Source organism: Enterococcus sp. DIV0901a (assembly GCF_051711525.1).
Taxonomy (GTDB): domain Bacteria; phylum Bacillota; class Bacilli; order Lactobacillales; family Enterococcaceae; genus Enterococcus_B; species Enterococcus_B faecium.
The window spans coordinates 2,259,821-2,286,200 of the sequence record NZ_JBIOMW010000001.1 but is presented as its reverse complement, the minus strand read 5'-3'; the positions used below and the strand labels follow the sequence as shown (position 1 = coordinate 2,286,200).

The 26,380-nt window shown below is 35.7% G+C and carries 26 protein-coding genes and 1 tRNA gene; 21 read left to right on the top strand and 6 right to left on the bottom strand.

The window, feature by feature from the left end; translation table 11 throughout:
• Nucleotides 1-121: 121 nt before the first annotated feature.
• From IGL70_RS11030 to IGL70_RS11000, 7 genes are all read left to right on the top strand, one after another.
• Complete coding sequence (locus IGL70_RS11030) at nt 122-1,315, top strand: quaternary amine ABC transporter ATP-binding protein (protein ID WP_002287805.1); 1,194 nt, start codon at nt 122-124, stop codon at nt 1,313-1,315.
• A complete protein-coding gene (locus tag IGL70_RS11025; RefSeq protein WP_104873933.1) occupies nt 1,308-3,035 on the top strand; it encodes an ABC transporter permease/substrate binding protein in 1,728 nt (575 codons plus the stop codon). The genes IGL70_RS11030 and IGL70_RS11025 overlap by 8 nt, the downstream gene beginning before the upstream one ends.
• A 393-nt stretch (nt 3,036-3,428) precedes the next feature.
• Nucleotides 3,429-3,626: a class II bacteriocin gene (locus IGL70_RS11020; protein ID WP_002304799.1), complete on the top strand. Its 198-nt coding sequence runs from the start codon at nt 3,429-3,431 to the stop codon at nt 3,624-3,626.
• A gap of 1 nt (nt 3,627) precedes the next feature.
• Entirely contained in the window at nt 3,628-3,939 is a 312-nt protein-coding gene (locus tag IGL70_RS11015; RefSeq protein ID WP_002287810.1) for a bacteriocin immunity protein, read from the top strand.
• A gap of 103 nt (nt 3,940-4,042) precedes the next feature.
• The gene (locus tag IGL70_RS11010) at nt 4,043-4,189 is read left to right on the top strand and encodes an EntF family bacteriocin induction factor (protein WP_002294600.1); all 147 of its coding nucleotides are present in this window, start codon (nt 4,043-4,045) and stop codon (nt 4,187-4,189) included.
• 39 nt (nt 4,190-4,228) lie between these two features.
• Nucleotides 4,229-5,512 (top strand): sensor histidine kinase, encoded by a 1,284-nt coding sequence (locus IGL70_RS11005; RefSeq protein WP_002294601.1) that lies wholly within the window; start codon nt 4,229-4,231, stop codon nt 5,510-5,512.
• Between the two features lie 14 nt (nt 5,513-5,526).
• The gene (locus tag IGL70_RS11000) at nt 5,527-6,279 is read left to right on the top strand and encodes a response regulator transcription factor (protein ID WP_002294602.1); all 753 of its coding nucleotides are present in this window, start codon (nt 5,527-5,529) and stop codon (nt 6,277-6,279) included.
• 703 nt (nt 6,280-6,982) lie between these two features.
• Here IGL70_RS11000 and IGL70_RS10995 read toward each other — a convergent pair.
• Both IGL70_RS10995 and IGL70_RS10990 read right to left on the bottom strand, forming a co-directional pair.
• Nucleotides 6,983-7,198 carry a Blp family class II bacteriocin gene (locus IGL70_RS10995; RefSeq protein WP_002307138.1) on the bottom strand — a complete coding sequence of 72 codons (216 nt, stop codon included), beginning with the start codon at nt 7,196-7,198 and terminating at the stop codon, nt 6,983-6,985.
• Nucleotides 7,199-7,216: 18 nt separating this feature from the next.
• Nucleotides 7,217-7,453 carry a bacteriocin gene (locus IGL70_RS10990; protein ID WP_104873932.1) on the bottom strand — a complete coding sequence of 79 codons (237 nt, stop codon included), beginning with the start codon at nt 7,451-7,453 and terminating at the stop codon, nt 7,217-7,219.
• 257 nt (nt 7,454-7,710) lie between these two features.
• On the opposite strand from IGL70_RS10990, the gene IGL70_RS10985 reads away from it, so the two are divergent.
• Genes IGL70_RS10985 through IGL70_RS10965 form a run of 5 tightly spaced genes read left to right on the top strand, consistent with a single transcriptional unit; the run spans nt 7,711 to nt 13,221 of the window.
• Entirely contained in the window at nt 7,711-9,864 is a 2,154-nt protein-coding gene (locus tag IGL70_RS10985) for a peptide cleavage/export ABC transporter (protein ID WP_002307140.1), read from the top strand.
• Nucleotides 9,833-11,248: an HlyD family secretion protein gene (locus IGL70_RS10980; protein ID WP_104873934.1), complete on the top strand. Its 1,416-nt coding sequence runs from the start codon at nt 9,833-9,835 to the stop codon at nt 11,246-11,248. The genes IGL70_RS10985 and IGL70_RS10980 overlap by 32 nt, the downstream gene beginning before the upstream one ends.
• Nucleotides 11,249-11,280: 32 nt before the next feature.
• Entirely contained in the window at nt 11,281-12,315 is a 1,035-nt protein-coding gene (gene sppA, locus IGL70_RS10975; RefSeq protein WP_002294607.1) for a signal peptide peptidase SppA, read from the top strand.
• 1 nt (nt 12,316) lies between these two features.
• A complete protein-coding gene (locus IGL70_RS10970) occupies nt 12,317-12,838 on the top strand; it encodes an RDD family protein (protein WP_010728085.1) in 522 nt (173 codons plus the stop codon).
• Nucleotides 12,835-13,221, top strand: coding sequence for a DUF4064 domain-containing protein (locus IGL70_RS10965; RefSeq protein WP_010728086.1), 387 nt, complete (start codon nt 12,835-12,837; stop codon nt 13,219-13,221). The genes IGL70_RS10970 and IGL70_RS10965 overlap by 4 nt, the downstream gene beginning before the upstream one ends.
• 496 nt (nt 13,222-13,717) lie before the next feature.
• Here the strand turns inward: IGL70_RS10965 and IGL70_RS10960 are convergent.
• Nucleotides 13,718-13,790, bottom strand: a tRNA-Lys gene (locus IGL70_RS10960).
• Nucleotides 13,791-14,170: 380 nt separating this feature from the next.
• Between IGL70_RS10960 and IGL70_RS10955 the strand changes: the two genes are divergently transcribed.
• From IGL70_RS10955 to IGL70_RS10925, 7 genes are all read left to right on the top strand, one after another.
• Entirely contained in the window at nt 14,171-14,740 is a 570-nt protein-coding gene (locus IGL70_RS10955; RefSeq protein ID WP_002322652.1) for a DUF1836 domain-containing protein, read from the top strand.
• A complete protein-coding gene (locus IGL70_RS10950) occupies nt 14,727-15,587 on the top strand; it encodes a DegV family protein (protein WP_002294132.1) in 861 nt (286 codons plus the stop codon). Before IGL70_RS10955 ends, IGL70_RS10950 begins: the two co-directional genes overlap by 14 nt.
• 190 nt (nt 15,588-15,777) lie before the next feature.
• Nucleotides 15,778-16,482, top strand: a complete 705-nt coding sequence (gene yycF / locus IGL70_RS10945) for a response regulator YycF (protein ID WP_002288850.1) — start codon at nt 15,778-15,780, stop codon at nt 16,480-16,482.
• Nucleotides 16,483-16,486: 4 nt separating this feature from the next.
• On the top strand, nt 16,487-18,322 hold the full coding sequence (walK, locus tag IGL70_RS10940) for a cell wall metabolism sensor histidine kinase WalK (RefSeq protein WP_002325379.1): 1,836 nt from the start codon (nt 16,487-16,489) through the stop codon (nt 18,320-18,322).
• Nucleotides 18,319-19,635: a YycH family regulatory protein gene (locus IGL70_RS10935; protein WP_002299788.1), complete on the top strand. Its 1,317-nt coding sequence runs from the start codon at nt 18,319-18,321 to the stop codon at nt 19,633-19,635. Before walK ends, IGL70_RS10935 begins: the two co-directional genes overlap by 4 nt.
• Nucleotides 19,636-20,505 carry a two-component system regulatory protein YycI gene (locus tag IGL70_RS10930; RefSeq protein WP_002288853.1) on the top strand — a complete coding sequence of 290 codons (870 nt, stop codon included), beginning with the start codon at nt 19,636-19,638 and terminating at the stop codon, nt 20,503-20,505.
• Nucleotides 20,506-20,559: 54 nt separating this feature from the next.
• Entirely contained in the window at nt 20,560-21,369 is an 810-nt protein-coding gene (locus tag IGL70_RS10925) for an MBL fold metallo-hydrolase (protein WP_002288854.1), read from the top strand.
• Nucleotides 21,370-21,506: 137 nt separating this feature from the next.
• On the opposite strand, the gene IGL70_RS10920 is transcribed toward IGL70_RS10925, so the two are convergent.
• Nucleotides 21,507-22,823, bottom strand: coding sequence for an ISL3 family transposase (locus IGL70_RS10920; RefSeq protein ID WP_104770650.1), 1,317 nt, complete (start codon nt 22,821-22,823; stop codon nt 21,507-21,509).
• Between the two features lie 174 nt (nt 22,824-22,997).
• Nucleotides 22,998-23,627 (bottom strand): NAD(P)-dependent oxidoreductase, encoded by a 630-nt coding sequence (locus IGL70_RS10915; RefSeq protein ID WP_104874036.1) that lies wholly within the window; start codon nt 23,625-23,627, stop codon nt 22,998-23,000.
• Nucleotides 23,628-23,796: 169 nt separating this feature from the next.
• Here IGL70_RS10915 and IGL70_RS10910 point away from each other — a divergent pair, with 169 nt between their 5' ends.
• Nucleotides 23,797-25,089, top strand: a complete 1,293-nt coding sequence (locus IGL70_RS10910) for a PTS sugar transporter subunit IIC (RefSeq protein ID WP_002338654.1) — start codon at nt 23,797-23,799, stop codon at nt 25,087-25,089.
• A gap of 75 nt (nt 25,090-25,164) precedes the next feature.
• On the opposite strand, the gene IGL70_RS10905 is transcribed toward IGL70_RS10910, so the two are convergent.
• Nucleotides 25,165-25,827 carry a CPBP family intramembrane glutamic endopeptidase gene (locus IGL70_RS10905; RefSeq protein ID WP_002299792.1) on the bottom strand — a complete coding sequence of 221 codons (663 nt, stop codon included), beginning with the start codon at nt 25,825-25,827 and terminating at the stop codon, nt 25,165-25,167.
• Nucleotides 25,828-26,051: 224 nt separating this feature from the next.
• Between IGL70_RS10905 and groES the strand changes: the two genes are divergently transcribed.
• Nucleotides 26,052-26,336 carry a co-chaperone GroES gene (groES, locus tag IGL70_RS10900; protein WP_002288862.1) on the top strand — a complete coding sequence of 95 codons (285 nt, stop codon included), beginning with the start codon at nt 26,052-26,054 and terminating at the stop codon, nt 26,334-26,336.
• Nucleotides 26,337-26,380: the final 44 nt, after the last annotated feature.

Sequence of the window (26,380 nt, the reverse complement as noted above, 5' to 3'; positions counted from 1 at the left end):
TTTTTTCAGTTTGGACAAGCAAATTTCTTTCATTTTTGACAAAGTGACTACATGATGTTAACATAGTGTGGTCACTTTTTTCAGAAAGAAAAATGAATTTACATAAAAAAGGAGAATTTGTTTGGTAAAAGTAGAAGTAAAACATTTAACAAAGATATTTGGTAAAAAGACACAAGCCGCTTTAGATATGATGAATGATCACCAGCCGAAAACGGAGATTTTAAAGAAAACCGGTGCAACGGTTGGTGTGTATGACGTGAATTTTGACGTAAAAGAAGGAGAAATCTTCGTGATCATGGGGCTTTCCGGGAGTGGGAAATCCACATTGATCCGTCTATTGAATCGTCTGATTGAGCCAACTTCGGGCAGTATCTATATTGATGGAGAAGATGTATCGAAGTTAAGCAAAGAAGAATTGCGAGAAGTCCGTCGTCATAAAATCAATATGGTTTTCCAAAACTTCGGTCTGTTTCCACATCGAACGATCTTGGAAAATACAGAATACGGGTTAGAAGTCCGTGGTGTACCTAAAGAAGAACGACAAGAAAAAGCAGAAAAAGCATTAGAAAATTCTAGTTTGCTTTCATTTAAAGACCAATATCCTAGTCAGTTATCTGGTGGGATGCAACAACGGGTTGGCCTAGCCAGAGCTTTAGCAAATGATCCTGAGATCTTGCTGATGGACGAAGCGTTCTCGGCTCTTGATCCGCTGATCCGGCGAGAAATGCAAGACGAATTACTGGACCTGCAAGCCAATGTTCAAAAAACGATTATTTTCATTACCCATGATTTGAATGAAGCTTTACGGATTGGGGACAGAATCGCCTTGATGAAAGACGGCGAAATCATGCAGATCGGAACAGGTGAAGAAATATTGACCAATCCAGCAAATGATTATGTACGTGAATTTGTGGAAGAAGTCGATCGTTCCAAAGTGCTTACGGCTCAAAACATCATGGTACCTGCATTGACGACGAATATCGAATCTGATGGACCAAACGTTGCATTGACAAGGATGCGTAATGAAGAAGTCAGCATGCTGATGGCTGTTGACAGAAAGAGACACCTGAAAGGGATCATCACTGCAGATCAAGCGTTAGAAGCTAGGAAGCAAAAACGTCCATTGATCGACTTCCTAGATGAAAATGTGACGGTGATTGGGAAAGACATGGTGGTAAGTGATATTTTCAATATTATTTATGACTCACCGACTCCACTTGCAGTTGTAGAGGATGGAAAATTAAAAGGTGTCGTCATCCGAGGTAGTGTGATTGAAGCATTAGCAGAAACAAGCGAGGTGAGTGAACATGAATAATCTATTGAACTATCAATTACCAGTGGCAAACTGGGTAGAAAATATCACAGAATGGTTTACGACAACTTTTTCTGGCCTATTTTCATTTTTACAAACGATCGGACAGGCAGTGATGTCGGGGATTACAAATTTACTGTTAGTGATTCCAGCTCCTTTGTTTATCTTGTTATTGACGGTAGCAGCTTTCTTTATTTCTAAGAAACATCCAGGACTTACGTTGTTCACATTAATCGGTCTATGGTTTATTTATAACCAAGGTCTATGGAATGATTTGATGAATACTGTCACACTTGTTCTTTTATCTAGTGTGATCTCAATCATCATTGGGGTACCATTAGGGATCTTGATGGCAAAAAGCAGTAAAGCACAAAGTATTATCAAACCGATCCTTGACTTTATGCAGACAATGCCAGGATTCGTTTATTTGATTCCAGCAGTTGCATTTTTCGGTATCGGGATGGTTCCAGGGGTATTTGCCTCAGTCATCTTTGCTCTGCCACCAACCGTTCGTTTTACGAATTTAGGGATTCGACAAGTTCCTAAAGAATTAGTAGAAGCTTCTGATTCATTCGGGAGCACAAGTCGTCAAAAACTATTCAAACTAGAATTGCCTTTAGCTAAAAGTACGATCATGGCAGGGATCAATCAAACAACAATGCTGTCACTTTCAATGGTCGTTATTGCCTCTATGATCGGTGCACCCGGCTTAGGACGCGGCGTATTATCAGCATTGCAAAGAGCACAAGTCGGGAATGGATTTGTCAACGGGGTTGCATTAGTTATCTTAGCAATCATCATTGACCGTTTTACACAGCATTTGAACCAGCCAAACAATAAAAAAGCTGCAGGAGCAGCAACACAGAAAAGTAAAAAACGTCAAGGACTGATCATTGGTGCTGTAGTAGTAGTGATCTTAGGTGCGATTGGTATAGGGAGTTTTTCATCTGCCAAAGAAACAAAACGTATCAACTTATCTTATGTTGAATGGGATACAGAAGTTGCTTCAACAAATGTAGTCGGTGAAGTATTGAAACAAATGGGCTATGATGTAACGATGACGCCATTAGATAATTCAATCATGTGGAAATCTGTTTCAAATGGCGAGTCAGATGCCATGGTTTCAGCTTGGCTACCTAAAACTCATGGTTCACAATATGCACAATATAAAGATCAAGTCGAAGACCTAGGTGCCAATTTGACAGGAGCAAAAGTTGGTTTAGCAGTGCCAGCCTACATGGATGTAAATTCGATCGATGAGTTAACCGATCAGGCAGGTAAGAAAATCATAGGAATCGAGCCAGGAGCTGGTGTAGTTACGGCTGCTGAAAACACGATCCAAAAATATGACAACTTGAAAGACTGGAAAGTCGAGACATCTTCTTCAGGAGCAATGACCGTTGCACTAGGTCAAGCGATCAAAAAACACGAACCAATTGTAGTTACAGGATGGACACCTCATTGGATGTTTGCCAAATATGATCTGAAATACTTAGAAGATCCTGAAAACGGAATGGGAAGCGAAGAGCAGATCCATACGATGGTTCGAAAAGGATTGAAAGAAGACCAGCCAGAAGCTTACAAAGTATTAGACAATTTCCATTGGTCAGAAAAAGATATGGAAAAAGTTATGTTGGAAATCAACAATGGAAAAGATCCACAGCAAGCAGCAAAAGACTGGATCAAAGAGAACCAAGAATTAGTCGAAAGCTGGAAAAAATAAAAAGACAGACACGAAATAAATGGAGCTTCCAAAATTGGATCAAATATCCAAATTTGGAAGCTCCATGTTCGTCTCTATCTTTTTTGTCTATAAAAAAAGAGAATGCGTAGCTCATCTTCGAAACGTCCAAAGACGCCGACAAACTATTATGAATTTATGGGTGCGAGTCAAAGAGATCGATCGTAGGTATGAAAGACTAATGTGATTAAAGTTTATTATGTACGAAGTGCATTCTCAAAAAATATTAAAGAATATACATAGTTTATATACTTAAAAGTGATTAAATTCTTATTCAGGAATTATTTTGCTACGTTTCAAGAAGGAATTGTTTTTTGAAATTTAATGAATGTTAGAATAATAGTCTAAAAACATTAATTTAGGGGTGATTAGATTATGAAACATTTAAAAATTTTGTCTATTAAAGAGACACAACTTATCTATGGGGGTACCACTCATAGTGGAAAATATTATGGAAATGGAGTGTATTGCACTAAAAATAAATGTACGGTCGATTGGGCCAAGGCAACTACTTGTATTGCAGGAATGTCTATAGGTGGTTTTTTAGGTGGAGCAATTCCAGGGAAGTGCTAAAATGAAAAAAAATGCTAAGCAAATTGTTCATGAATTATATAATGATATATCTATAAGTAAAGATCCTAAATATTCTGATATTCTTGAGGTTTTACAAAAGGTATATTTAAAATTAGAAAAACAAAAATATGAATTAGATCCCAGTCCTTTAATAAATAGATTGGTGAATTATCTATATTTTACTGCTTATACTAATAAAATAAGATTCACTGAATATCAAGAGGAATTAATAAGAAATTTGAGTGAAATTGGAAGAACTGCTGGAATAAATGGTTTATATCGAGCAGATTATGGAGATAAATCTCAATTTTAATGATACTTATAATATTAAATATGTCTCAAAATTTTTTGATTAGAAAAATAGGTATATTGAATCAGTGCCATAAAAGTATTTATAGTTTGTAGGGGGAATCGTAATGGAAGAAAAAAATAGACTAAATGCTAAACAATGTTCAGATCAAGAGCTTAAAAAAATTAAAGGAGGTGCTGGAACAAAACCTCAAGGAAAACCGGCATCAAATTTAGTGGAATGTGTTTTTTCATTATTTAAAAAGTGTAACTAAAATTTTTTTTATGATATCCTAAAATCAGGAGGGGATCTCTTGATTACTATCGATACAAAAGCTTATCTATTAAGAATGTTCGTGGGAAACTTTTTCTTTTTTCTCTTATTTTATATGACTAATACTGATCTTAACAAAAGAAAATATCTTTTTGTATGTTTATTGATACCACTCACTTTTTTTGTTGAATTATTTACTGATGTTTCCGCAGCTATACCTATAATCGGAAGTTATTTTATATTAAAGGAAAAGAAGAAAACTAATATAGTGCTTTTAAATAAATTACTATTATGTATGCTTATTGATGATTTCAGATCTATTATTACTTCCATGGTTATGACGTATATGTTTTCATTTGAAGGGATAAAAGGGTATGGTTATGTAGTATTCCAGATAATGCTTGATTCTTTGTTTTTGCTGATGTTTATTTGGTTATATAGAAAATTAGCTATAAATAGGATTGTTGAACAGTCCAGTTCTAAACTTACTGCTATATTCATGATTTATTTACTTACAATTGGTTTATTTGTTTCTTATGTTGCTCATCAATATCAAGTATTTGATCATTTTGTGTTTGGTGTCTTAATATTTTTAATCATTCAAATGTTTGTTGTTCTATTTTTATTTATTAGAATAACTATTAGGCAACGAGAACAATATGAACAGCAATTGAAAAGAAAAGAATTGGTTTATCTAAAAAAATATACTGATTCACTGGAAAAAGATCAAGAAAAATTTGCCAGATTTAGACATGACTATAAAAATTTATTGCTGAGTTTAAAAGAAATCGCTAATCAAAACCATGATTCGATATTGGAAAAAGAAATAAAAGAATTAGAGATCTATTCTAATTCTTATCTAACCAATAAGTTTGAATATCGTTATTTAAAAAATATAAAAAATGAATATTTGAAAAGTTTGTTGATAGCGAAGCTATACCAAGCAAATAACAATAAGATTTGTTGTAAATTCGAATGTCCAAGTACTATTATTGAAGTTCCTGTTCCAATATTTGACTGTATTAGGGTGCTTGGAATTATTCTCGATAATGCAATTGAAGCATCTATAGAGAGTCAAGATAGAGAACTGTCTCTAGCTATTTACCGAGATGATAAACAGATAGAAATTTCGATATCGAATAGTTGTAGAGAGATACTACTCTCTATAGATACTCTAATGAAAAAAGGAATAACAACAAAAAAGGGACATCAAGGGTTAGGTTTATCTAGTATAGAGGAAATCAATAAAAAGAATCCCAATATGTTTGTGAACTATCAAAACGATCCGTATCAATTTACTACTCAAGTTATTTTGTTGTTTTGAGGGAAGGAGGATTTATGAGTTATCCAATAATATTATGTGAAGATCAAATTATACAATTAAATCAGTTAGAACGAATTATTGATAATTTCATTCTTTTTCACGATAAAGTATTTAAGATAGTATTGAAAACACAAAGTCCGTTAGAAGTTAAAAAATACCTCAAACAATTCCGACCAAAGCAAGGAATATATTTCTTAGATATTGATTTAAATCATGAAGTTAACGGTATAGAATTAGCAGAAGTAATCAGAAAATATGATGTTCAAGCAAAAATCATTTTTACAACTACTCATGATGAGATGTTACCCGTAACAATAAAAAGAAGAGTTGAAACGTTAGGATTTGTAACAAAAGATCAAACACTAGATGAGTATCGAAACGAGATTGTTGAGTTATTGTTATTAGCGCAAGAAAGGATAGATGCAACAAAACAGGTTACGAATCAAGCATTTGTTTTTTCCATAGGTTCTCAAACATTTACTTTTGATATAAATGACATTTATTTTGTAGAAGCTTCAAAATTACCACATAGATTATCATTGTGTACTAAAGATGGGCAGTACGAATTTTATGGAAGAATTAGTGAGCTTGAAAAGAAATATCCTATGTTAACAAGAATTAGTCGAGCGTGTTTAGTAAATATCTTTAACGTTAAAGAAATAGATTTTAAAAAACGTTCACTATATTTTGATTCAGAGTTGGCCAGAAACTTTACTTTAGGGAAAGCACAAAAAATTAAGGAGAAGTTGAAAGAAAGCACTGTTTAGTGGTTTTTTCTTTAGGGAGATTGCATTTTTCTAATAAAATAGATTCCTTCACTAGTGCAAATTTTTCTGAATCCTATTAAAGTTGTACCAATTTTTATAGCTGTTATTAGTTACGTGCATAACAGCAATATTAGTTACTGGAGGAATATTTCTATGGTCTGGAACCAAAAAAGGGCCAAATGAATAGTTCTTTTCTTGTTTTTATTAAGTACCATAAAGGGGAATTAAAATTAAATGTATGGTGGAAGATGCGAAAGATTTGGCAAATTCTACTAATTTTTAGAAAGTGTTTTTCATTTTTTAGTTAAAAAATTTATCCTGTCAAGTGCAATCCTATGATTGTACTTGATAGGATTTGAGATAATTACTTTCCTGTTTTTATAAATTTAACTTGCAGGAACAGGCTTTAATGCACATCCGACAAGTACATTACCAATACCTCCTGTAACGGCCGAAATAGGTCCTCCTGCAGCACCAACTACAGCGCTGCCAACTCCTTTTGTAAAAATATCTCTACCATTACATTTCCAAAGAATTTTTATCTGACTTTAATAAAAGATAAAAATTTAATATAATTATAAAAACTAGCACAAGAAGCTTTAGTAAAAAGTTCTGTCCATTCCAAACTTTTGAAAAGATAAAGAACATACCTATGTTCGTAATCGACACAAACCAATCTTGAGGTTTGATATTTTTTAATTGTTTACGCACCGGTCCACATGCCGAATCCAGCACCTAATAAAGCTCCACCTACACCACAAGCAGCTATTGCATAAGGTCCTCCGGCTGAACAAAGTTTTACTCCTGCTGTTGCCCCAGAAAAAGTAGTGCCTAAAACTCCCACGGCACTCCCACCTTGAATATTTTTCAACTCTTCTGAAGATAATATAAATGTTGTTTTTGTGTTTTTAATATGCATAATACTTATTCTCCTTTTTTATTTTTTTCGAGCATCCCAGCCAGCTGCAACACCTCCAGCGACAGCTCCATATAACCCTCCAACAACACCGCAAGCTGGTCCACAAATTGCTGTTCCTAAACCTGCACCACCTACTGCCCCTGTGGTAAGTCCACCTACAACTTGCCCCAATTTTCCCCAAGCATTATTGCCTCCACCAACAGTTTGTGCATTTCCACAATACTTAGTTCCTTTACATTTTGCATGTTTAAACACGCTTCTTTAAATAATATTTTTTACGGTGCTACTGTAACATACGTATTTGATTAACAGTAAAAATCTTCCTGAAACTTATCAAGTTTATTCTTGAATAGTAAAATTTCCAAAATAAATTTGATTCAGGAATGAAAAAGTTAGTGTTCAAGAACTGTTTTCAAAGTTTTTGTGGAATTATGAGACAATATTTTCACTGTATTAAAGCTATATTGAGAATTTTTCTATAAAAATTTTTTAGAAGGAGTTGTGTTAGATAAGTGATAAAATCATTTCCTTTTGTGCAGCAACAAGATGAAAAAGATTGTGGTGTTGCTTGCCTTTCGATGATTTTAAAATATTTTAAAACTGATATCCCGATTCATAAATTACGGGACCTATCTGGGACTGATTTAGAGGGTACTTCAGCATTTGGATTGAAAAAGACATTTGAAAAATTGTCTTTTGATTGTATGGCTATTCAAGCAGATAGTGAGATTTGGAAAGAAAGAGATCTTATCTTACCATTAATTGCACATATATTGGTTGATAACAGCTATATGCACTACGTTGTAATTTATAAAACGAAGGGAAACGTACTATGGATTGCAGATCCCGCTAATGGAAAAAATAGAAAAACGATTGAAGCGTTTCAAAAAGAATGGACAGGTATTCTTTTATTACCTATGCCTAGAGAAACTTATATTCCTATTAAAGAAAAAGTAGCTGGATTAAGTTCTTTTTTGCCTATAATTTGGAAACAAAAAGGATTAGTATTCCACATCGTTTTAGCATCGATTTTCATTACGTTTTTTGGCATAGGAAGCTCATATTATTTTCAAGGTATTCTTGATTTTTTCATCCCTAATCAAGCACGTTCAACTTTAAATATAATTTCCATTGGCTTGATCGCTGTCTATTTATTTCGGGTATTGTTTGAATATAGTCGTAGTTATCTTCTTATTATTTTAGGACAGCGAATGAGTATGGCAATTATGCTTCAGTATTTCAAACATGTGTTAACTTTACCAATGAATTTTTTTGCTACGAGAAAATCAGGGGAAATTATTTCTCGTTTTCTTGATGCCAGTAAGATTATTGATGCTTTAGCAAGTGCTACGTTATCAATATTTTTAGATATTGGTATGGTGTTGCTTGTTGGGGTTACGTTAGCTATTCAGAATAGTACGTTGTTTTTAATCACTCTATGCTCTTTGCCTTTTTATGTAGTTGCAATATTCGCTTTCGTGAAAAGCTATGAAAAATCGAACAGGGAAGAAATGGCAGCCGGTGCAGCTGTAAATTCTAGTATCATAGAAAGTCTTAAAGGAATAGAAACAATTAAAGCATATAGCGGTGAAGAGAAAGTATATAACCGTATAGACCATGAATTTGTTAAATTAATGAAAAAATCATTTCGTACGGTTACGCTTGATAATATTCAACAAGGAATTAAACATTTGATTCAATTAATTAGCAGTGCATTAATTTTATGGCTAGGTTCTTATTTTGTTATGGATAATAGAATTAGTCTAGGTCAACTTATCACATACAATGCTTTACTAGTATTTTTCACAGATCCTTTACAAAACATTATTAATTTACAAGTGAAAATGCAAACGGCTCAAGTTGCAAATAATCGTTTAAATGAAATTTTCGCGATTGATTCAGAAAAATCGAACCAGTCTTTTGAATATATGCTTTCTGAACAATTATTTCAACAAGATATCACTGTAAAAAACGTTTCATTCTCGTATAGCATGAAGGCCCCAACGTTGAACGAAATTTCATGTACAATTCCTTCGCACAGTAAAACGGCTATAGTTGGAGTTAGTGGTTCTGGAAAATCAACTCTTGCAAAGTTATTTGTTCGTTTTTATGAAGCATCAGAAGGATCGATCCATTATGGAAACATTAATCACTTAGACATTCCTTTTCAGATATTACGCGATCGAGTGACATATTTGCCTCAAGAGTCATTTTTCTTTAGTGGAACAATCATTGAGAATCTTATATTCGGTTTAGATAGCCCACCAAGTTTCGAACAAATAATAGAAGTTTGTGAGATAGTCCAACTAAATGAATTTATTAATCAACAGCCATTACGTTACGAGACATTGTTGGAAGAAGGTGGAAATAATCTTTCAGGAGGGCAACGACAACGATTAGCCATAGCACGGGCTTTATTAAAAAATCCGGACATATTAATTTTAGATGAAGCAACTAGTGGATTAGATACCTTGTTAGAACATGCAATTATGAATTATCTCCTCAATTTAAAAGAAAAAACGATTATTTTTATTGCGCATCATTTACCAATAGCAAAAGCATGTGATCAAATTTTAGTTCTCCATGAAGGGCATTTGGTAGAAAAAGGAACGCACGATGAACTTCGTTTTGCCGATGGTATCTATCAAAAATTATGGGAAATCTAGGAGAGGGAAACAATTTATGCAGAATAATAATTGGTTCGAACATTCTAGTATCTATACTAAACAACATCATAGCTTCTACCGTTGGGTGTTATACCCTGTAATTCTTTTTTTATGTATTATTGGATTGTTTTTAACCTTTGCTAAAAAAGAGGTTGTTATTCGGACAACGGCTCAATTGAACCCCGAAAAAATAGAGAAGTTACAAGTGCCATTAGAAGCTAAAATAATGGAAAACTTCCTAAAAGAAAATCAATTTGTTCATAAGGACGATGTGTTGGTTAGATTGGATTGTTCTTTAATAGAGAATGAAAAGGCTCAGATAGAACAAGAAAACCAACGTATTACTCAACAAATAAAGATGGCTCAGCTATTTATTGAAAGTATAAGTAAAGGAAAAAATTTGTTTTCAACGGATGACAGTTTTGGCTACAGTAATCAATTAAAGAGCATGTTGTCAGAAAAAGAATCACTCCGCTACGCTTTGAAGCAAAGTGAATTAAATGATCAAAAGCAATTAGAAGTATACGAAAAGACAAAAAGACAACTAGAAAAACAAATTGAGAGTTCAGATAGTAAATTACAAGAATGGCAACAAGTACAGGTAGCTTGGAGTAATAATCAATCATTAAAAGATTTTTCAAAAGAAATGATGGCAAACTATGAGAATTGGCAAGAACAACTAAATAATGTTTCTGATGATCAAAAAAATCAAGTGAAACTGACAATTTCAGCAAGCATAAATGAACAAATTGAGCAACTAAAAAAAGAAGTAGAACAGTATCAGTCAGAAAAAGCTAAATTAGTTAAATCAACTACTTCTGAGAATGACAGAATTAGTCAAACGGAAAAAGGAAAGCAAGAGCTAGAACAAGCAATAACAACTGTAAAACAAACAGTTACAGAGCTAAATGAAAAACAAGAGAAGAACCAGTCAGTTATCAAAAGTTTGGACGATCAACTTTCAAAAGGAATACTAAAAGCTCCTGTATCTGGAACGGTTCATTTAAATGAAGAAACAAAGGGACAAGCAGAACTAGCCAAAGGAACAGTGCTTGCAGAAATTTATCCGATCCACGAAAAATCAAAAATGAAATTTACAGCACTTTTACCTGCGAATGAAAGTACCTATATTAAAGAAGGGATGAAGGTTCATTTTAAATTGGATCAAAAAGGTGGGGCTCCGATTACGATCGACGGAACTTTAGATGAAATTTCAGAAAATTCTACTGCCACTGAGAAAGGTGTTTTTTATGCAGTGAAAGGAACGTTAAAAACAACTCAATCGTTTCCGTTTCGTTATGGATTAACTGGAGAGTTGTCTTTAATTGTAGGAGAAAAAACATATTGGCAACAAATTGTCGATGTGTTTCTAAATAAAAAATAATTATTTTTACTAAGAATATAGGAGGAGTTTATATGAATAAAAGAAGATGGATTGCTGTGGGAGTAGCGTGCGGATTATTGTTACTATCCATTATCGTCGCGCTAATTCCAGGAAAAGATAAAGAGGAAGCATCAAATACAACCCTAACAGGAATAAATAAGATTTTTTACGGATCTAACGAAATCACAGAAGAAACGTTAGAAGAAGGCGCATCAAATAAAAAGATTGTCAAACTATCCGTCAATGGAGTTATTGCAGATACAGGTGAAAGCAATCTTTTTAGTAGGGAACAATATAACCATCAGAATTTTTTAACACAGCTAAAGAAAATTCAAGAAGACAAAGCGGTTAAGGGAGTGTTATTAGAAGTAAATTCACCTGGGGGAGGAATATACGAAAGTGCTGAGATTGCTAAAGAAATGGCAAAAATTAAAAAGCTAGATATTCCTATCTATACTGCATTTAAAAATACAGCGGCGAGTGGAGGTTACTACATTTCTGCTGGTTCAGATAAAATATTTGCTACGGAAGAAACAACAACTGGATCAATTGGTGTCATTATTTCTGGTTTAAATTATTCTGGCTTATTAGAAAAACTTGGCGTAACTGATGCGACGTATAAAAGTGGTGCATTAAAAGATATGATGTCACCTCAACACAAACCTTCAGAGGAAGAGAATAAAGTTATACAGGAATTTGTGATGAGTGCTTATGATCGTTTTGTCAATGTTGTAGCAAAAGGAAGAAATATGGATACTAATGCAGTGAAAGAACTTGCGGATGGAAGAATTTATGATGGTAACCAAGCAGTAGAAAATGGGTTGGTGGATCAAATTGGTTACTCTGAAGATGCATTAGATTCCCTAAAAAAAGAGAAGAAATTAACTGATGCGACGGTTATAGAATATAAAAATGACACAACTGGCTTTGCTTCTTCTTGGTTAGGTAATAAGATTGCTGAATGGCAAGGGCTAAAGGCAACTACATCAGATCGTGTAATTTCAGTTTTTGAAAAACTTGGATTTTCTGATACTCCAAAACCAATGTATTACTATGGAGGGCTATAAAATGAATAAGAAGAGTGGCATTGAAACTTTGCCTAATTATGTATTTGCGGGATTTTGGTTACGATTTTTTGCTTTTCTTATTGATTTAATTTGTATTAGCATCATCACCCATGCTACTATAGGTCTCTTTTACAAAATCATGGGACTGGAATCTGACAAATCCATTATTACTTTTTATGGTATAGCGTCATTAGCTATTTATTTAACCTATTTTGTACTTTTGACTAAGCTGAATTCAGGACAAACAATTGGGAAAATGATTTTTGGGATAAGAGTAGTGAGCTTTGAGGAAAAAGAGCTAAGTTGGCAAACTATCTTTATTCGTGAGTGTATATGTAGGTTTATATTAAAAAATTTTGTATTTCAAATTGGGTATTTGGTGGCTGCTTTCACGCCCAAGAAACAACATATTGGGGATTATTTTTCTAACACGTCAGTGGTTATTATTCGTTCATTAGAAGCTATTAACTATGGTCAAAAAATTTCTAATTCTAAAACACCTAATCTGGAGGGAATTAAATGAATAAGAGAAAAACAGAGTTTATTTTGATTTTAATTAGTGGAATAACAGGGATTTTATGTAGTCTTTTAGCATTGATGGGTGGTATGTTTCTATCTTCTATTGATTCAACTACTTTAAATACTACAGAACTAACCAGTAAGGATATAGATATGTTAGTCAATCTAAGCGGGAATGTTGTTTTATTTGGAGGAATTGCCCTAGTTTTTTCGATAATGATTTTCATAATAGGTTTTTTAGTAAGAAAAAATCAAAAAACAGTGGTCTATGGTATTAGTTTACTCATTTTATCTATTATTCCATTTTTTCTTTTAACATTATTGTGGGTAATTCCTGGAGTTTTAGGTATTATTGCAGGATTGATGCTTCTAATAAGAAAGTCTTAATTAGGCAATGTGTAGACAACGTGAAACGAATTAATCAATTAAAAGCTAAATACGTTTTGAGAAATTATAACTTGTAGTCGATGGAAGACATGTAGATAAAAAAACTACGTGTCTTTTATTTATTCTAATTTTTTCGAAAAAAAGACACTCTCTGATTGTTGTATTAATGGAAAAGGGGAAAGCAGCAAGTAAATTTAGTTTTTCTATTAAATATTCTCCACTTTTTAACCTTTTATAGTACTTAGATTTAATCCTATATGTTTAGAGAGTTCATTGGCAGCATGATTTTGCAAAGCTTCTCGAATTATTGTTATATTAGAAACTTTACTGTTCATAATTATGCTTCTTTTTTAACTCAAAGTCCAAAGGGCTACAGTGGACTTTGAGTTAAAAATAAAAAGCCCTAGTTATTTTGAAAAATAAAAAAAGAACAGCGTAAATGTTTTCGAAATGCTTTCGCACCAACATTTACCTGTTCCGTGGGTTTGGCACCCAATGGGCCGTGAGGGGCTCGAACCCGCGACCCGCTGATTAAGAGTCAGCTGCTCTACCAACTGAGCTAACGGCCCGTACAAAAAGTACTTAATAATAGTAGCACTAAGAATTTTAAAATGCAAGACTACATTTAAAGAAAATCAGAAAAATCTTTACTTCCTTATAGGAAATCATTCATAGATTATTCACATTTGCTCGCTATTATATAAGCATACCAACAAACAAAGTTCTTGCAAGAGAACAAACCCTAACACTTTTTTCATTTTTTACTCCTTTCCCGCCGTCTCCCCGGCGGGTCTCCTGTTCTTAACGATAAAAGACAAGAAGGCTTAGCCTTCTTGTTTTTTGTTTTCATGGAATCCCGCTAATCAAATCACCTAGTTAAAGCAACTAGATTGAATGTTTATCATAAGTCTGATATCATGTTTATGAAATGAAAAAAGGAGCGGTTATGATGGAAAAAATGCGTCAGCAATTAATGGAGTGGGGGAAGGAACTAGAAACATTCCGTCTGCCTCACTGGGAAGAACTCCCTGACTTAGAACTTTATATGGACCAAGTCAGAACGTTAGTTGATCGTTATCTTTCACCTGTGATACAAGGAGAAAAGCATCCATTGCTTACCTCTTCTATGGTAAACAATTACGTTAAACTAGGTTTGATACCAGCACCAGTTAAAAAAAGATATAACAAAGAACACGTAGCATTTTTACTTGCAATCACTACGTTGAAACAAGTATTGACTATTCCTGAAATCAAAGAAGGGATATTGTTCCAAGGAAAAACAGTAGGAATTCGTGAAGCCTATAATCTATTTTGCGATGAACAAGAAGCAGCTGTGTGGATGGTCAGCCAATTAGCACAAGGTAAATCTCATCCGCAAAAATTCGACCAGGCAACCCCTGTAGAATATATTGCTGTAAGAGCGGCAACTTTATCGTTTGCAATGAAACTTCTTGCGGAAAAAACGATTGTTCTAGAAACCGAATATTTAAAAGAGGAGAAAACAAATGAAAAACAATAAAATCGCAATTTTAGTAGATTCAGGTACGGATGTGCCAGAAGAATTGATAAAAAAATACGAGATGTATATGATCCCATTGAAAATTATTTATAAAGATCAGGTATATACAGATAAAATTGACATTACCCCTGAAGAGATCTATCAACGTTTGCCAGAGGAAATCCCTGGTACATCTTTGCCGGATGGTGAGTCGATCACAGAAATCTTTGAGCAAATCAAAAAAGACGGTTATGAAAAGGTACTTGCGGTAACAATTTCCAGTGGATTGAGCGGGACATATAATGTGGTTCGTTTAATTGCACAACAGCAAGAAGAATTGGAAGCATATGTACTAGATACGAAAAATATTGGTATTGGTGCAGGTTTTTCTGCGATCCAAGCAGCAAAATGGCTGGAAGAAGGAGTAGAATGGGATCAACTGATCAGTAATCTGAATGAGTTAGTCGAAAGAACAAAAGTTTTCTTTAATGTTGCGACATTGGAATATCTTCAAAAAGGTGGACGGATCGGTTTAGTTGCTTCTATTGTAGGAACCGCTTTAAAGCTTAACCCAATCATCTCATGTAATGAAGAAGGGATTTATTACACAGTAGGAAAAGCTAGGGGACGTAAAAAAAGTTTGGATAAAACGGTTGCTTACGTCAAAGAAAAAATCGGTAATGCAAAGGTCTTCAACTTAGCTGTTGCCCATGGGGATGCGAAAGAAGAAGCAATTGAAATGGAAGCGAGACTTAAAAGAGAGTTCCCACAAGCAAACCAAATCTACTTTGGCCAGATTTCTCCGGCATTAGTAGTCCACACTGGTCCGGGATTATTGGGTGTCGGTGTACAAGTTTTAGAAGGATAAATCAAAAAAAAGGAAACACTGAGGTGAAAATCAGTGTTTTCCTTTTTTATTGAAGTTAGAACAAAAAATAATAAAGTATTTTGCACTTTCATTTTAATTTTCTCTTTTGTTTTATAGGCAAAGATGAAACAAAAGCAGAAATACGGTATAATGAGAAGGTATGACAATAATATATAAGAGGTGGCTCTTTATGAAAAAAGTTTTAGTTGTCGATGATGAGAAGCCGATTTCGGATATCGTCAAATTCAATTTAGCCAAAGAAGGCTATGATGTTTATACTGCATATGATGGGGAAGAAGCCTTGGAAAAAGTTGCTGAGGTAGAACCTGATTTGATTTTACTTGATTTGATGCTACCTAAAATGGACGGCTTAGAAGTTGCTCGTGAGGTACGCAAAACTTATGATATGCCGATCATTATGGTAACAGCCAAAGATTCTGAAATTGATAAAGTCCTAGGCTTAGAGTTAGGCGCCGATGATTACGTGACCAAGCCATTTTCCAACCGAGAATTAGTTGCACGTGTCAAAGCAAATCTTCGTCGCGGTGCCACGGCTGCGAAGGAACCAGAAGAGGCAGCACCTGCGGAATTGACGATTGGTGATTTGACGATCCATCCAGAAGCTTACATGGTGACGAAACGAGGAGAAACAATCGAGTTAACACATCGTGAATTCGAACTACTCTTTTACTTGGCGAAGCACCTTGGACAAGTGATGACAAGAGAACATTTATTACAAACGGTTTGGGGTTATGATTATTTTGGAGATGTACGAACAGTGGATGTAACTGTACGTCGTTTGCGTGAAAAGATCGAAGATAATCCAAGCCATCCAAATTATTTAGTGACACGTCGTGGTGTCGGTTACTATTTGCGTAACCCAGAACAGGAGTAATTGGATGAAAAGAAAAGTCCGCTTTTTTCGATCAGTCAATTTTAAGATCGCTATTACCTTTATTCTGATTTTATTGATCTCGATCGAAATTATTGGTGCCTACTTTATACGTGGTTTAGAACGTTCCACGATCAATACATTTATTAAAGATATGAATCAAACGGTGGAATCATTAGCAACAACAATCAGCCCGGAATTGAATCGAAAAGATAATGTAGATGATGAAGAGGTAAATGCGAATATCAAAAGATTTATTGAAAACAGTGCGACTAGCGATATCATCGAAATACGGGTCGTTGACGAAAAAGGGATCATCCGAGGAACAACCGATGTCAATGAACAAAGCGCTGTGGGAAAGAAAAATGATTATGTTGATATCAATGATTTCACGACTAAACGTTATGTTGCTTTAGATAACGACGATAAGCGGGTGAATATCAATGTTCAACCGATCCTGTCCCCGACCGGCGATGCCGTTATCGGGGCTCTTTACGTCAAAAGTAATATCGAACAAAAATATTCGGAAATCAATAACACAGCAGTCATTTTCTTTACTGCCTCACTAATTGCGGCATTTATTTCAATGATCGTATCTGTTTTAGTTGCTCGTTCGATTACACAGCCGATCGGTGAAATGAGAGAACAAGCCATTCGAATCGCTAGAGGAGACTACAGTCGGAAAGTCAAAGTGCATGGACAAGATGAACTTGGACAGCTGGCTGATACCTTCAATCAGTTAGCTGAACGTATTGAAGAAGCTCAAGATACAATGGAAGCTGAACGCAATCGTTTGGATAGCGTGCTATCCCATATGACAGACGGCGTCATTGCGACAGATCGCAGGGGTAAAGTCATTACGATCAATGATATGGCTGTTTCCTTGCTAGATATCAAAAACGAGGAAGCAATCGGACAATCGATTTTGACACTTTTAGATATCGAAGAAGAATATACGTTGCGGAAATTATTAGAAGATCCAAACGAAATGGTACTTGACCGTTCAACCAGTACATTGGAAAGTGATCAGATGATCTTGCGAGTAGACTTTTCTATGATCCGTCGCGAATCAGGTTTTATCAGCGGATTAGTAGCTGTCTTGCATGATGTGACAGAACAAGAAAAAACAGAACGGGAACGTCGTGAATTCGTCTCTAATGTTTCCCATGAACTTCGTACACCGTTGACAAGTATGCGTAGTTATATCGAAGCATTGAGCGAAGGTGCGTGGAAAGACGAGGAAGTAGCACCAAATTTTTTGAAGGTAACGCTAGATGAAACAGACCGAATGATTCGAATGATCAATGACCTCTTAAATCTATCTCGCATGGATACAGGTAATACCCAGCTTCAATTAGAATATGTCAATTTCAACGAGTTAGTGAATTTTGTTCTTGACCGGTTTGATATGATGGTGGGAAATCAGGAAAAAAATTATAAGATCCGTCGTGAATTTACGCAAAGAGATCTTTGGGTCGAAGTAGATACAGATAAAATCATCCAAGTAGTCGATAATATCATGAATAACGCGATCAAGTATTCACCAGACGGGGGAACGATTACTTGTCGCTTATTAGAAACGCATAATAACGTGATTTTAAGTATCACCGATCAAGGATTGGGGATTCCTAAAAAAGATCTGAACCGAGTGTTCGAGCGGTTCTATCGAGTAGATAAAGCACGTGCAAGAGCACAAGGTGGGACAGGACTTGGATTAGCTATTTCTAGAGAAGTGATTAAGGCGCATCGAGGCGCTATTTGGGCAGAGAGCAAGGAAGGAAAAGGGTCGACTTTTTATATCTCGCTGCCATATGAACCTTATGAGGAGGAATGGTGGGAATGAGAATCTCTGAAAAAGTCGTTCGTATAGGACTCATTTTGATGGTTGCGTTAAGCATATACTTCTCTTATGCAATCTGGCTGAGCCCAGCAGGAAAAAGTTCAATCAACGTAGATGAGACAAACACTCAAATGATCGAGTCTCAAAGCAATCGAAAAACTTCCGAAGTCTTTCTTCCGCTTCATGTTACATGGCACCATTCGGGAACGATCCAAGAAACCAACAGTGAAAATCTCGTGTACCGATTGCAATTGATCATCGATAAAGCAAGATTTGGAAAGCTTTCTGAAGTAGTTTCAGGAGACAAATCACAGTTTGAACAGGTGAAAAATCTGAACTCTGGTTTTGAGTTGGCCTATAATGCGCCTTTTTTGCTAAGAGAATACAAGGAAGCATTTGATTTAGATTTAGATGTGTCGAACTTGGCAAAAGAAAGCGAAAATATGTATTTTACTAGAATACAATTCGATCAAGGAAATAAAAAAATCCGATTTTTGAATTATTCGAACCATCTCGTATATGAAGCGAATATTTCGTTGAATTGGACAGATATCAATAAAGAATTAACAGCAAACGACACAAAATGGACAGAAATGACAACAGAACCATCGACAATCGACACGCAATATGCTACGAAACATTCGATCAAACTGAAAAAGTATAGTTATATCCTGTCACAGCAACCCTATACACTTTTTAGAAATGCTTTTTTCCAGAAACCAGATAGCGTGAAGAATAATGATGAAAGCAATGAATTGATTTTTTACGGTGGGAATGAAACAATGTCTATCCATTCGGAAACGCAAGTAGTTGATTTTCGTGGAGAGCTGCCAGAGAAAAAAGAAAATGCTAGTGTATTTTCTGAAAGTTTCCCCTATATTAGCAAATTAGGCAGTTCTTTAGGGAACCTCAGATATTTTGACCGCAGTGACAATACGATCGATTATCGGATATTCGTGGAAGGCTTCCCGGTTTTTGGGACAGACAGCAGAGGACAGATTGGTGTGGAAGTTGGCGGTGAAACGAATGGTTCTGTGCAAGTGAATATCCAAACCAGTTTGAATACGATTCAAGTGCCGATACCTTCAGACGAAGAAGTAGAACTTGCAAGTACGAATGAAATCATCCAGCAGTTAAAAGCTAAGGGAGCAGATAGTAACAAGATTGGTTCAGTGATCGTTGGATATACATGGCAAAATGTCAAAGAAACGAATCGTGTCGTTGATCTCTTACCTGAATGGTATGTGAAATATAAAGATAACTGGTATTCAGCTAACGACCTTCTGGAAAAATTACCTGGATTGGAGGCGAATTAATTGGATTTCAAAAAAATCGAATGGATATTTTTCGTCGCTTTTTTAGGGTTGAATGTGTTTTTATTCAGCAGTTATCATGACGCGGTATACCAAGAAAACAATGTCATTCGCTCTAATCAGACTGAATCAATCCAACAACGTCTGGCTAGCGACGATATCACTTACACGGGGAAGATTTCGTCTGAGAACAAGCAAGGCTATTATCTTAGCGCGGAGCAGACCAATCTTAGCACTTCATTAGCGAATTATCGCAAGGCTGGTAAAAGCGGCTTGCTGGCAAGTGGTGTGTTTTTAGACGGTGATGTTTTGACGAAATCTTTATCCAGTTCAGATGCTGAAAAGAACGTGATCGATCCAGATAAAATTAGTAGTTCCTTGGAAGATTTTTTATCTAACAAAGACAATATTTTATTCGGTAATGATTATGTGTACACGAAAAACTTTTCTCATTTAGAAGAAGAACCACTAGAAATCCAAGCAAGCCAAGAGTATGAAGGCATCCCATTCAATGATGATACAGCAAAAATCGTTCTTTCTTTAGAAAAAAACGATAATGATTATAGCATCACGAAATACATGCAGACGCATTTATCTGATATCGAGCAGCTGCGCGAAAAGACGGAACTGTATACGGAAGAGGAAGCAATCAATACATTGTACATCAATAACAAAATACCAAGAGGATCAAAAATTTTATGGCGTCAACTAGCTTATTCCTGTATTCTGAAAGTCCGGGAAAAAAATGTGTATGTTCCTGTTTGGCATGTAGCGATCGAAACAAGCGATAAAGTGGTCCAAATCGAGAGCGTCAACGCTTTCAGCAATACGATCGTGACAAACAATACTGTACCAAAAGTGGAAGATCAATAAAAAAGCGAGTATAATGAAAAAAGTTTACAAAGTAAGAAGGGAAGTAGGAGTCAAATGGCTGAAGAAAAACCAGCTTTTAAAATCAGTATCCTAGCAAGTGGAAGTTCGGGTAATTCACTTTATATCGAAAGTGAAAAAAAACGGCTTTTGGTCGATGCAGGACTTAGCGGTAAAAAAATCACTTCCTTGATGGCTCAAATTGATCGGACACCGGACCAATTAGATGGAATACTTGTGACGCATGAACATCGAGATCATATACATGGCGTGGGTGTCTTGGCTCGTAAGTATCATTTGGATGTTTTTGCCAATCAGCAGACTTGGGAAGCGATGGAACCACTGATTGGTAATGTACCAGTGGAACAAAAACATCTATTTGAGATGGGGAAAGTCAGAACATTCGGCGATATCGATATTGAGAGTTTCGGCGTCTCCCATGACGCAGCGGCTCCGCAATTTTATCGTTTCCATAAAGAAAATCGGTCATTCGTCATGTTGACGGACACCGGATATTGCAGTGATTATATGCGAGGTGTCATTGAAAATGCCGATGGTTATTTGATGGAAAGTAATCATGATCTTGAGATGTTACGCATGGGACCTTATCCGTGGAATTTAAAACAGCGTATTTTAGGAGATAGAGGACATCTTTCCAACGAAGATGGTGCACTTGTCATGACTGATGTGATCGGTAATCGGACCAAACGAATCTATCTTGGCCATCTTAGCAAGGAAAACAATATGAAAGAACTTGCTCATTTAACAATGGAAAATGTTTTGAAAGAAAAAGATTTTGGCGTTGGACATGATTTTGAAATCTATGATACAGATCCAGATGAAGCAACTGAGCTATTTTCGATTTAAACAGTTCAATCAATAAAAATATAAAAAGCAGAAGATAAAATCAATCAGGGTTGGTTTTATCGGCTCATTGTCAAATGGTGTTGTTTTAATTAAATCACCTTGAGGAAACGTTTCGGCGTTTCCTCTTTTTTTTGTTATTAAATAATCTCACAGAGATTTTGTTGGATCAAGACTCGCATACGCAGATGTCGAAACGTCCGAAAGCCAAACGCGATGCGTTTAATGACCTTGATTAAATTGTTTTTCCCTTCCAATTTGCCGTTAGAATAGGGATATTTCAAAGCATTGATGATGCCTTTTTTATATTTGTTTAACGAAAGAATCGCTTTTTTAAATCCTTTATCCAATGATACTGGTAATGTGTCGATCAACTCGAAGAAGGCAGTAAAATCTTTTGTTTCCAAAGCAGCCAACAATTCCTGATAGACTTCATAACTTTCACGTAAGTGCTTATCGATTGAGAGCAGATAGTCTAGGACCTCTGATTCGGTCACGTATTTCCGTTGGAAAAGCGGAAATTGTCGAAGAGAAGTATAGTTGATTTTTGTTTCTTTCTTCAAGATCGTTCGCCAGTATTTTTTTAATTTACGATAATCTTTCATTGCTTTAGGATTGTTTTTCTTTAACTGGTTCATGGTTTGGATTCGTTGCTTATTGAAGGCACGAGTCAATTGTTGGACTATGTGGAACCGGTCGATCGATACACAGGCATTCGGAAAAAGAGCTCGTGTCACTACGTGATAAGAAGCATTCATATCCATTACGATATGAGTCACATTTTGCCTTGCTTTTAGGGTGAAGCGTTGGAAATAGGCGGTTAATTTAAAGTTTCTCCGATCATCTAAAATATCAAAAATCATTCCAGTGTCGGCATCACTGAGAATAAAGCACATCGCGCCTTCACAATCTTTGGTTCCTTTGAATTCATCAATCATCAAATGTTTCGGTAAGTAAGCAGGTTTTAACTGTGGTTCTTCAAAGAAAGAGTCTAGTACGCGTTCGACCGTTTTGGTCGATACAAAGTATCGAGCCGCAATATCTTTCATGGAGATCTTCTTCTTTAAATCAATAGCGATCGCAAATTTCAATGGTTGCGAAAGATAGCAGTTTTCAGCGACATAATCAGTTTTGGCTGTAAATGTGTGTCGACAATGTTTACAATAAAAGCGCTGCTTGAATAAACGAAGATAAGAAGGAACTTCTTGATAAGGAATCAGCTGGATCAAGCTCTCTTTATACGAATGATAAATCACTGTTTCAAAGCCGCACAGTTCGCAGTGGTGCGGTTTATAAGTCAATATTCCCGTAAAGACATTGGCCATTCGGCCATGGACCCGTTCTTTGGTCAGCGCATCTTTGGGAAAAGCGATGTTTGAATCTTTGATATTTAACAATTCTTTGATCATTTGGTCTGTATTTTCATCTTTTATTTTGATATTCTTAGGTAAAGACATTTGGATTCTCCTTCTATAAGTGGTTCAGCGACTTAATTATAGAGGAATCAAATGTCTTTTTGTTATAAAAAAATATTTGGTGTCCTTACTCGATTTGAGTAACAACACCAAATATCATAGAACCGTTTTATCTTCTGCTTTTTATATTTTTAGCATATTAAAAAAATAACCGTATTATCGACTGACTACACTGATGTGCTGCTTTTCATGTTTCTCATCTAGTATCTCATCTACTAATGCAATCGCGTAATCTGCCATGCTGATCGTACTGTCGCCAGCAGCGTTTCTTTGTAAATAATCATCACTTAACAAATAAGTACCTGTACGTTTGCCATGTGGATCAAATAAAGAAGCTGGACTGATATAAGTCCAATGTAGATTTTTAGATTGTTTCAATTTTAACAATCCTTCGTACATATTGAAAGCTGTTGGATAGAAGGGTGCATTTTTAGGTACTTGGTCAATCATACGAGTCGTCTTTTCTGTATCTAAGAATAACGAAGAGGTACCCCCAACGACAATTAAGCGTGTATCGGTTCCTTCAAGCATCTCAATCAAATGGGACAAAGAAGTTTGATGCATTTCTTCTTTTCCTTTGGGAGCGTTGAAAGCATCAACGACAACATCAAAAGATGCAAGATCAGTAGTTGTCAACTCAAATAAATCCTTTTGTATAAACGGAACATCTGATGGCAATTTTTCTGGATGACGCACGATTGCCGTCACGTCTAAATCTCTGGACAATGCTTCGTCTAAAATAAATGAACCTGCATGACCAGTAGCTCCAATGAGTGCAATTTTCATAAAAAACCTCCTTTTTTATTCCTGTCCATTGTAAGCAGTTGCTGAATATTCGTCAAAGAATCCGATTTTTGAAAAGCTCAGTGCGCATTCCTTTCATGGTTCGTGATCATTGGGTATAGTTAAATTAAGAAAACTGATTGATAAAAATAGAAGTTGAAGGAGATAAGAAATGAAAGAGTGGTTAGATCGTGCCTTTTTACCAATGATAACATCTGTTGTGAATCTTAGACCCTTAACTGCTTTGCGTAATGGAATGACTTACACGATCCCAATAATTATTGTTGGCTCGCTGTTTTTCTTATTTGCTCATTTTCCTGTGGATTACATCGCTCAGTGGATAGACAAAACAGGATTTTCTATGTATTTTACACAAGTATACCAGGCTACATTTGATGTGATAGCCTTTTGGATCGTTTTTGCCATTGCATATGCTTATGCAAAAGAAGAAGATATCGATCGCTTACCAGTCGGCATAACAGCCTTATCTGCTTATCTACTGCTTATTCAGCCACTAAATTCTCAGATAGATACTGTCTGGACAGGTGCTGAAGGGATACTAGGAGCAGTTACAACTGGGCTCATCATCGGATGGGGCTATGCACGTTTAGTAAGACTTGCGAAAGGGTGGAAGCAAAGAGAGAAGATACCTGAAAATGTTTGGCAGTCTTTTACTTCATTGATTCCAATCATTGTTATAGTCACTTTTACGCTTATCGGTTCAGCGGTTTTTCAACAGTTGTTCAGAATGACTGTTGTTCAAGGAGTATGGACATATGTCCAGCTTCCCATTCAATCGTTCATAGACACGTTGTTTGGTGTGCTTTTATTAGGTTTTTTTGTTCCGTTTTTATGGTTATTTGGTCTTCATGGATCTGCGATGGTCAATGGGTTGGTTAGTCCCATCTTGCAAGCGAATTCATTAGCAAATGCAGAAATCTTAGCCTCAGGACAAGAGTTGACGGTGGCAAATGGCGGACATATCGTTACTCAGCAATTTCTCGATCAGTTCATGACGGTTACGGGTGCTGGTTTGACGTTAGGGGCTGTATTTTTTATGACGGTTTTTGCGAAATCGAAGAAATACAGAGAATTAGGAAATCTTGCTCTTTTACCAGCCTTTTTCAACATCAATGAATCAATTATTTTTTCCACACCGATCGTGATGAACCCGATGATGGCTGTTCCTTTTATTTTCGCACCGGTCGTTTCAGGATTGATTACCTATTCCGCTTTATATTTTGGATTCGTTCCTTTATTTACAGCAGTCCAAGTCCCTTGGACAACACCGCCGATCCTCTCGGGTTTTTTAGTAGGCGGAGTGCCTGCAGCGATTTTACAAGGTATCGTGTTGTCAATTAGTTTTTTCATTTATTTCCCATTTTTGAAAAAAATAGATTCTGCAAACTGCAAAAAGGAAAGACAGACAAAAAATGATGGAGCAGCAGAAAAGATGAACGACTAAAAAACAAAAATACTCCTGTCGCTTTAGATTGGGAAAATCACCAATCTAGGATGACAGGAGTATTTATAGTCATGTTTATACTAGCCCTTTTTGGACAGCTAATTGAACAAGAACAACTAATGTGTTCATTCCTACGTGTGTGATCATCGATGTCCAGATCCGACCAGTTGCTTTGTACTCTAGGCTGAAGAAGAAACCTAGGAAAAAGTAGATTAGCAGATGACCATCATTATGAGCAAACGCAAACAGCAAAGAGCTGATCACTGCTCCGACCCAAAAATTTGAATATCGACTGATGATCCCCAGTATACTGCGGCGGAATACGAACTCTTCCATGATGGGTCCAGCAACAGTTGTCGCCAAAATAAAAGCGGGTGCTTCCATGATCATCTGGATGATATTTTGTGTATTCTCGGAAGGGGTTGCTTCGCCAAACAATACAGATTCTAACATGACAGCGATGCTTTGCAGAATCAATGCGACAAAGATTCCAACCAATCCATAAATAACAATCTTTGGAGCAGAAGCTTTTTTTACCGCTGATTCGATCGCTAAGGGTTCACGTTGCTTAAAATAAAAAATAGCTAGGACAACGGCGCCTAGTATATACATGACTGCAGTTGCTGTGATCAATTCAGACGTAGATTTTACAAGTCCTATCGAAGCTAGGATCAAGGGTGAGATAAAAATTAAACCATAGCAAAAAATGCTGAGGAAGCTATATTTTTTTAAAGACATGTAATTCCTCCTTTTAAGGGATAACAAGCATGCAAGGTAAGCTTATATCGATTGATTTCAATTATATCATAATTTCAATAAGCAGCTGTCAGAATAAAATTTCTTTTCTTTGATTTAAAAGCTTGCAAAAAAGAGGGAGAATGAGTATTATTAAAAATGTAGGTTAGCACTCGAAGGTTAAGAGTGCTAACAGATTAAAAAAAGAGTTATCGGAGGGATTTATCGTGTTAAAACCATTAGGTGATCGCGTCATTATCGAAGTCGCAAAAGAAGAAGAAAAAACTGTCGGAGGAATCGTTTTAGCTTCTGCTGCTAAAGAGAAACCCCAAACTGGGACAGTTGTTGCAGTCGGTGAAGGCCGTTTGTTAGAAAACGGTGAAAAAGTTCCTGCCGCTGTAAAAGCAGGCGACCAAGTTATGTTCGAAAAATACGCCGGTACAGAAGTAAAATACGAAGGAAAAGAATATCTGATCGTCGCAGGAAAAGATATCATGGCGATTGTTGAGTAAATTTTGAAGATAAAAAAATAATCAAAAATAATCAATGAGGTGAA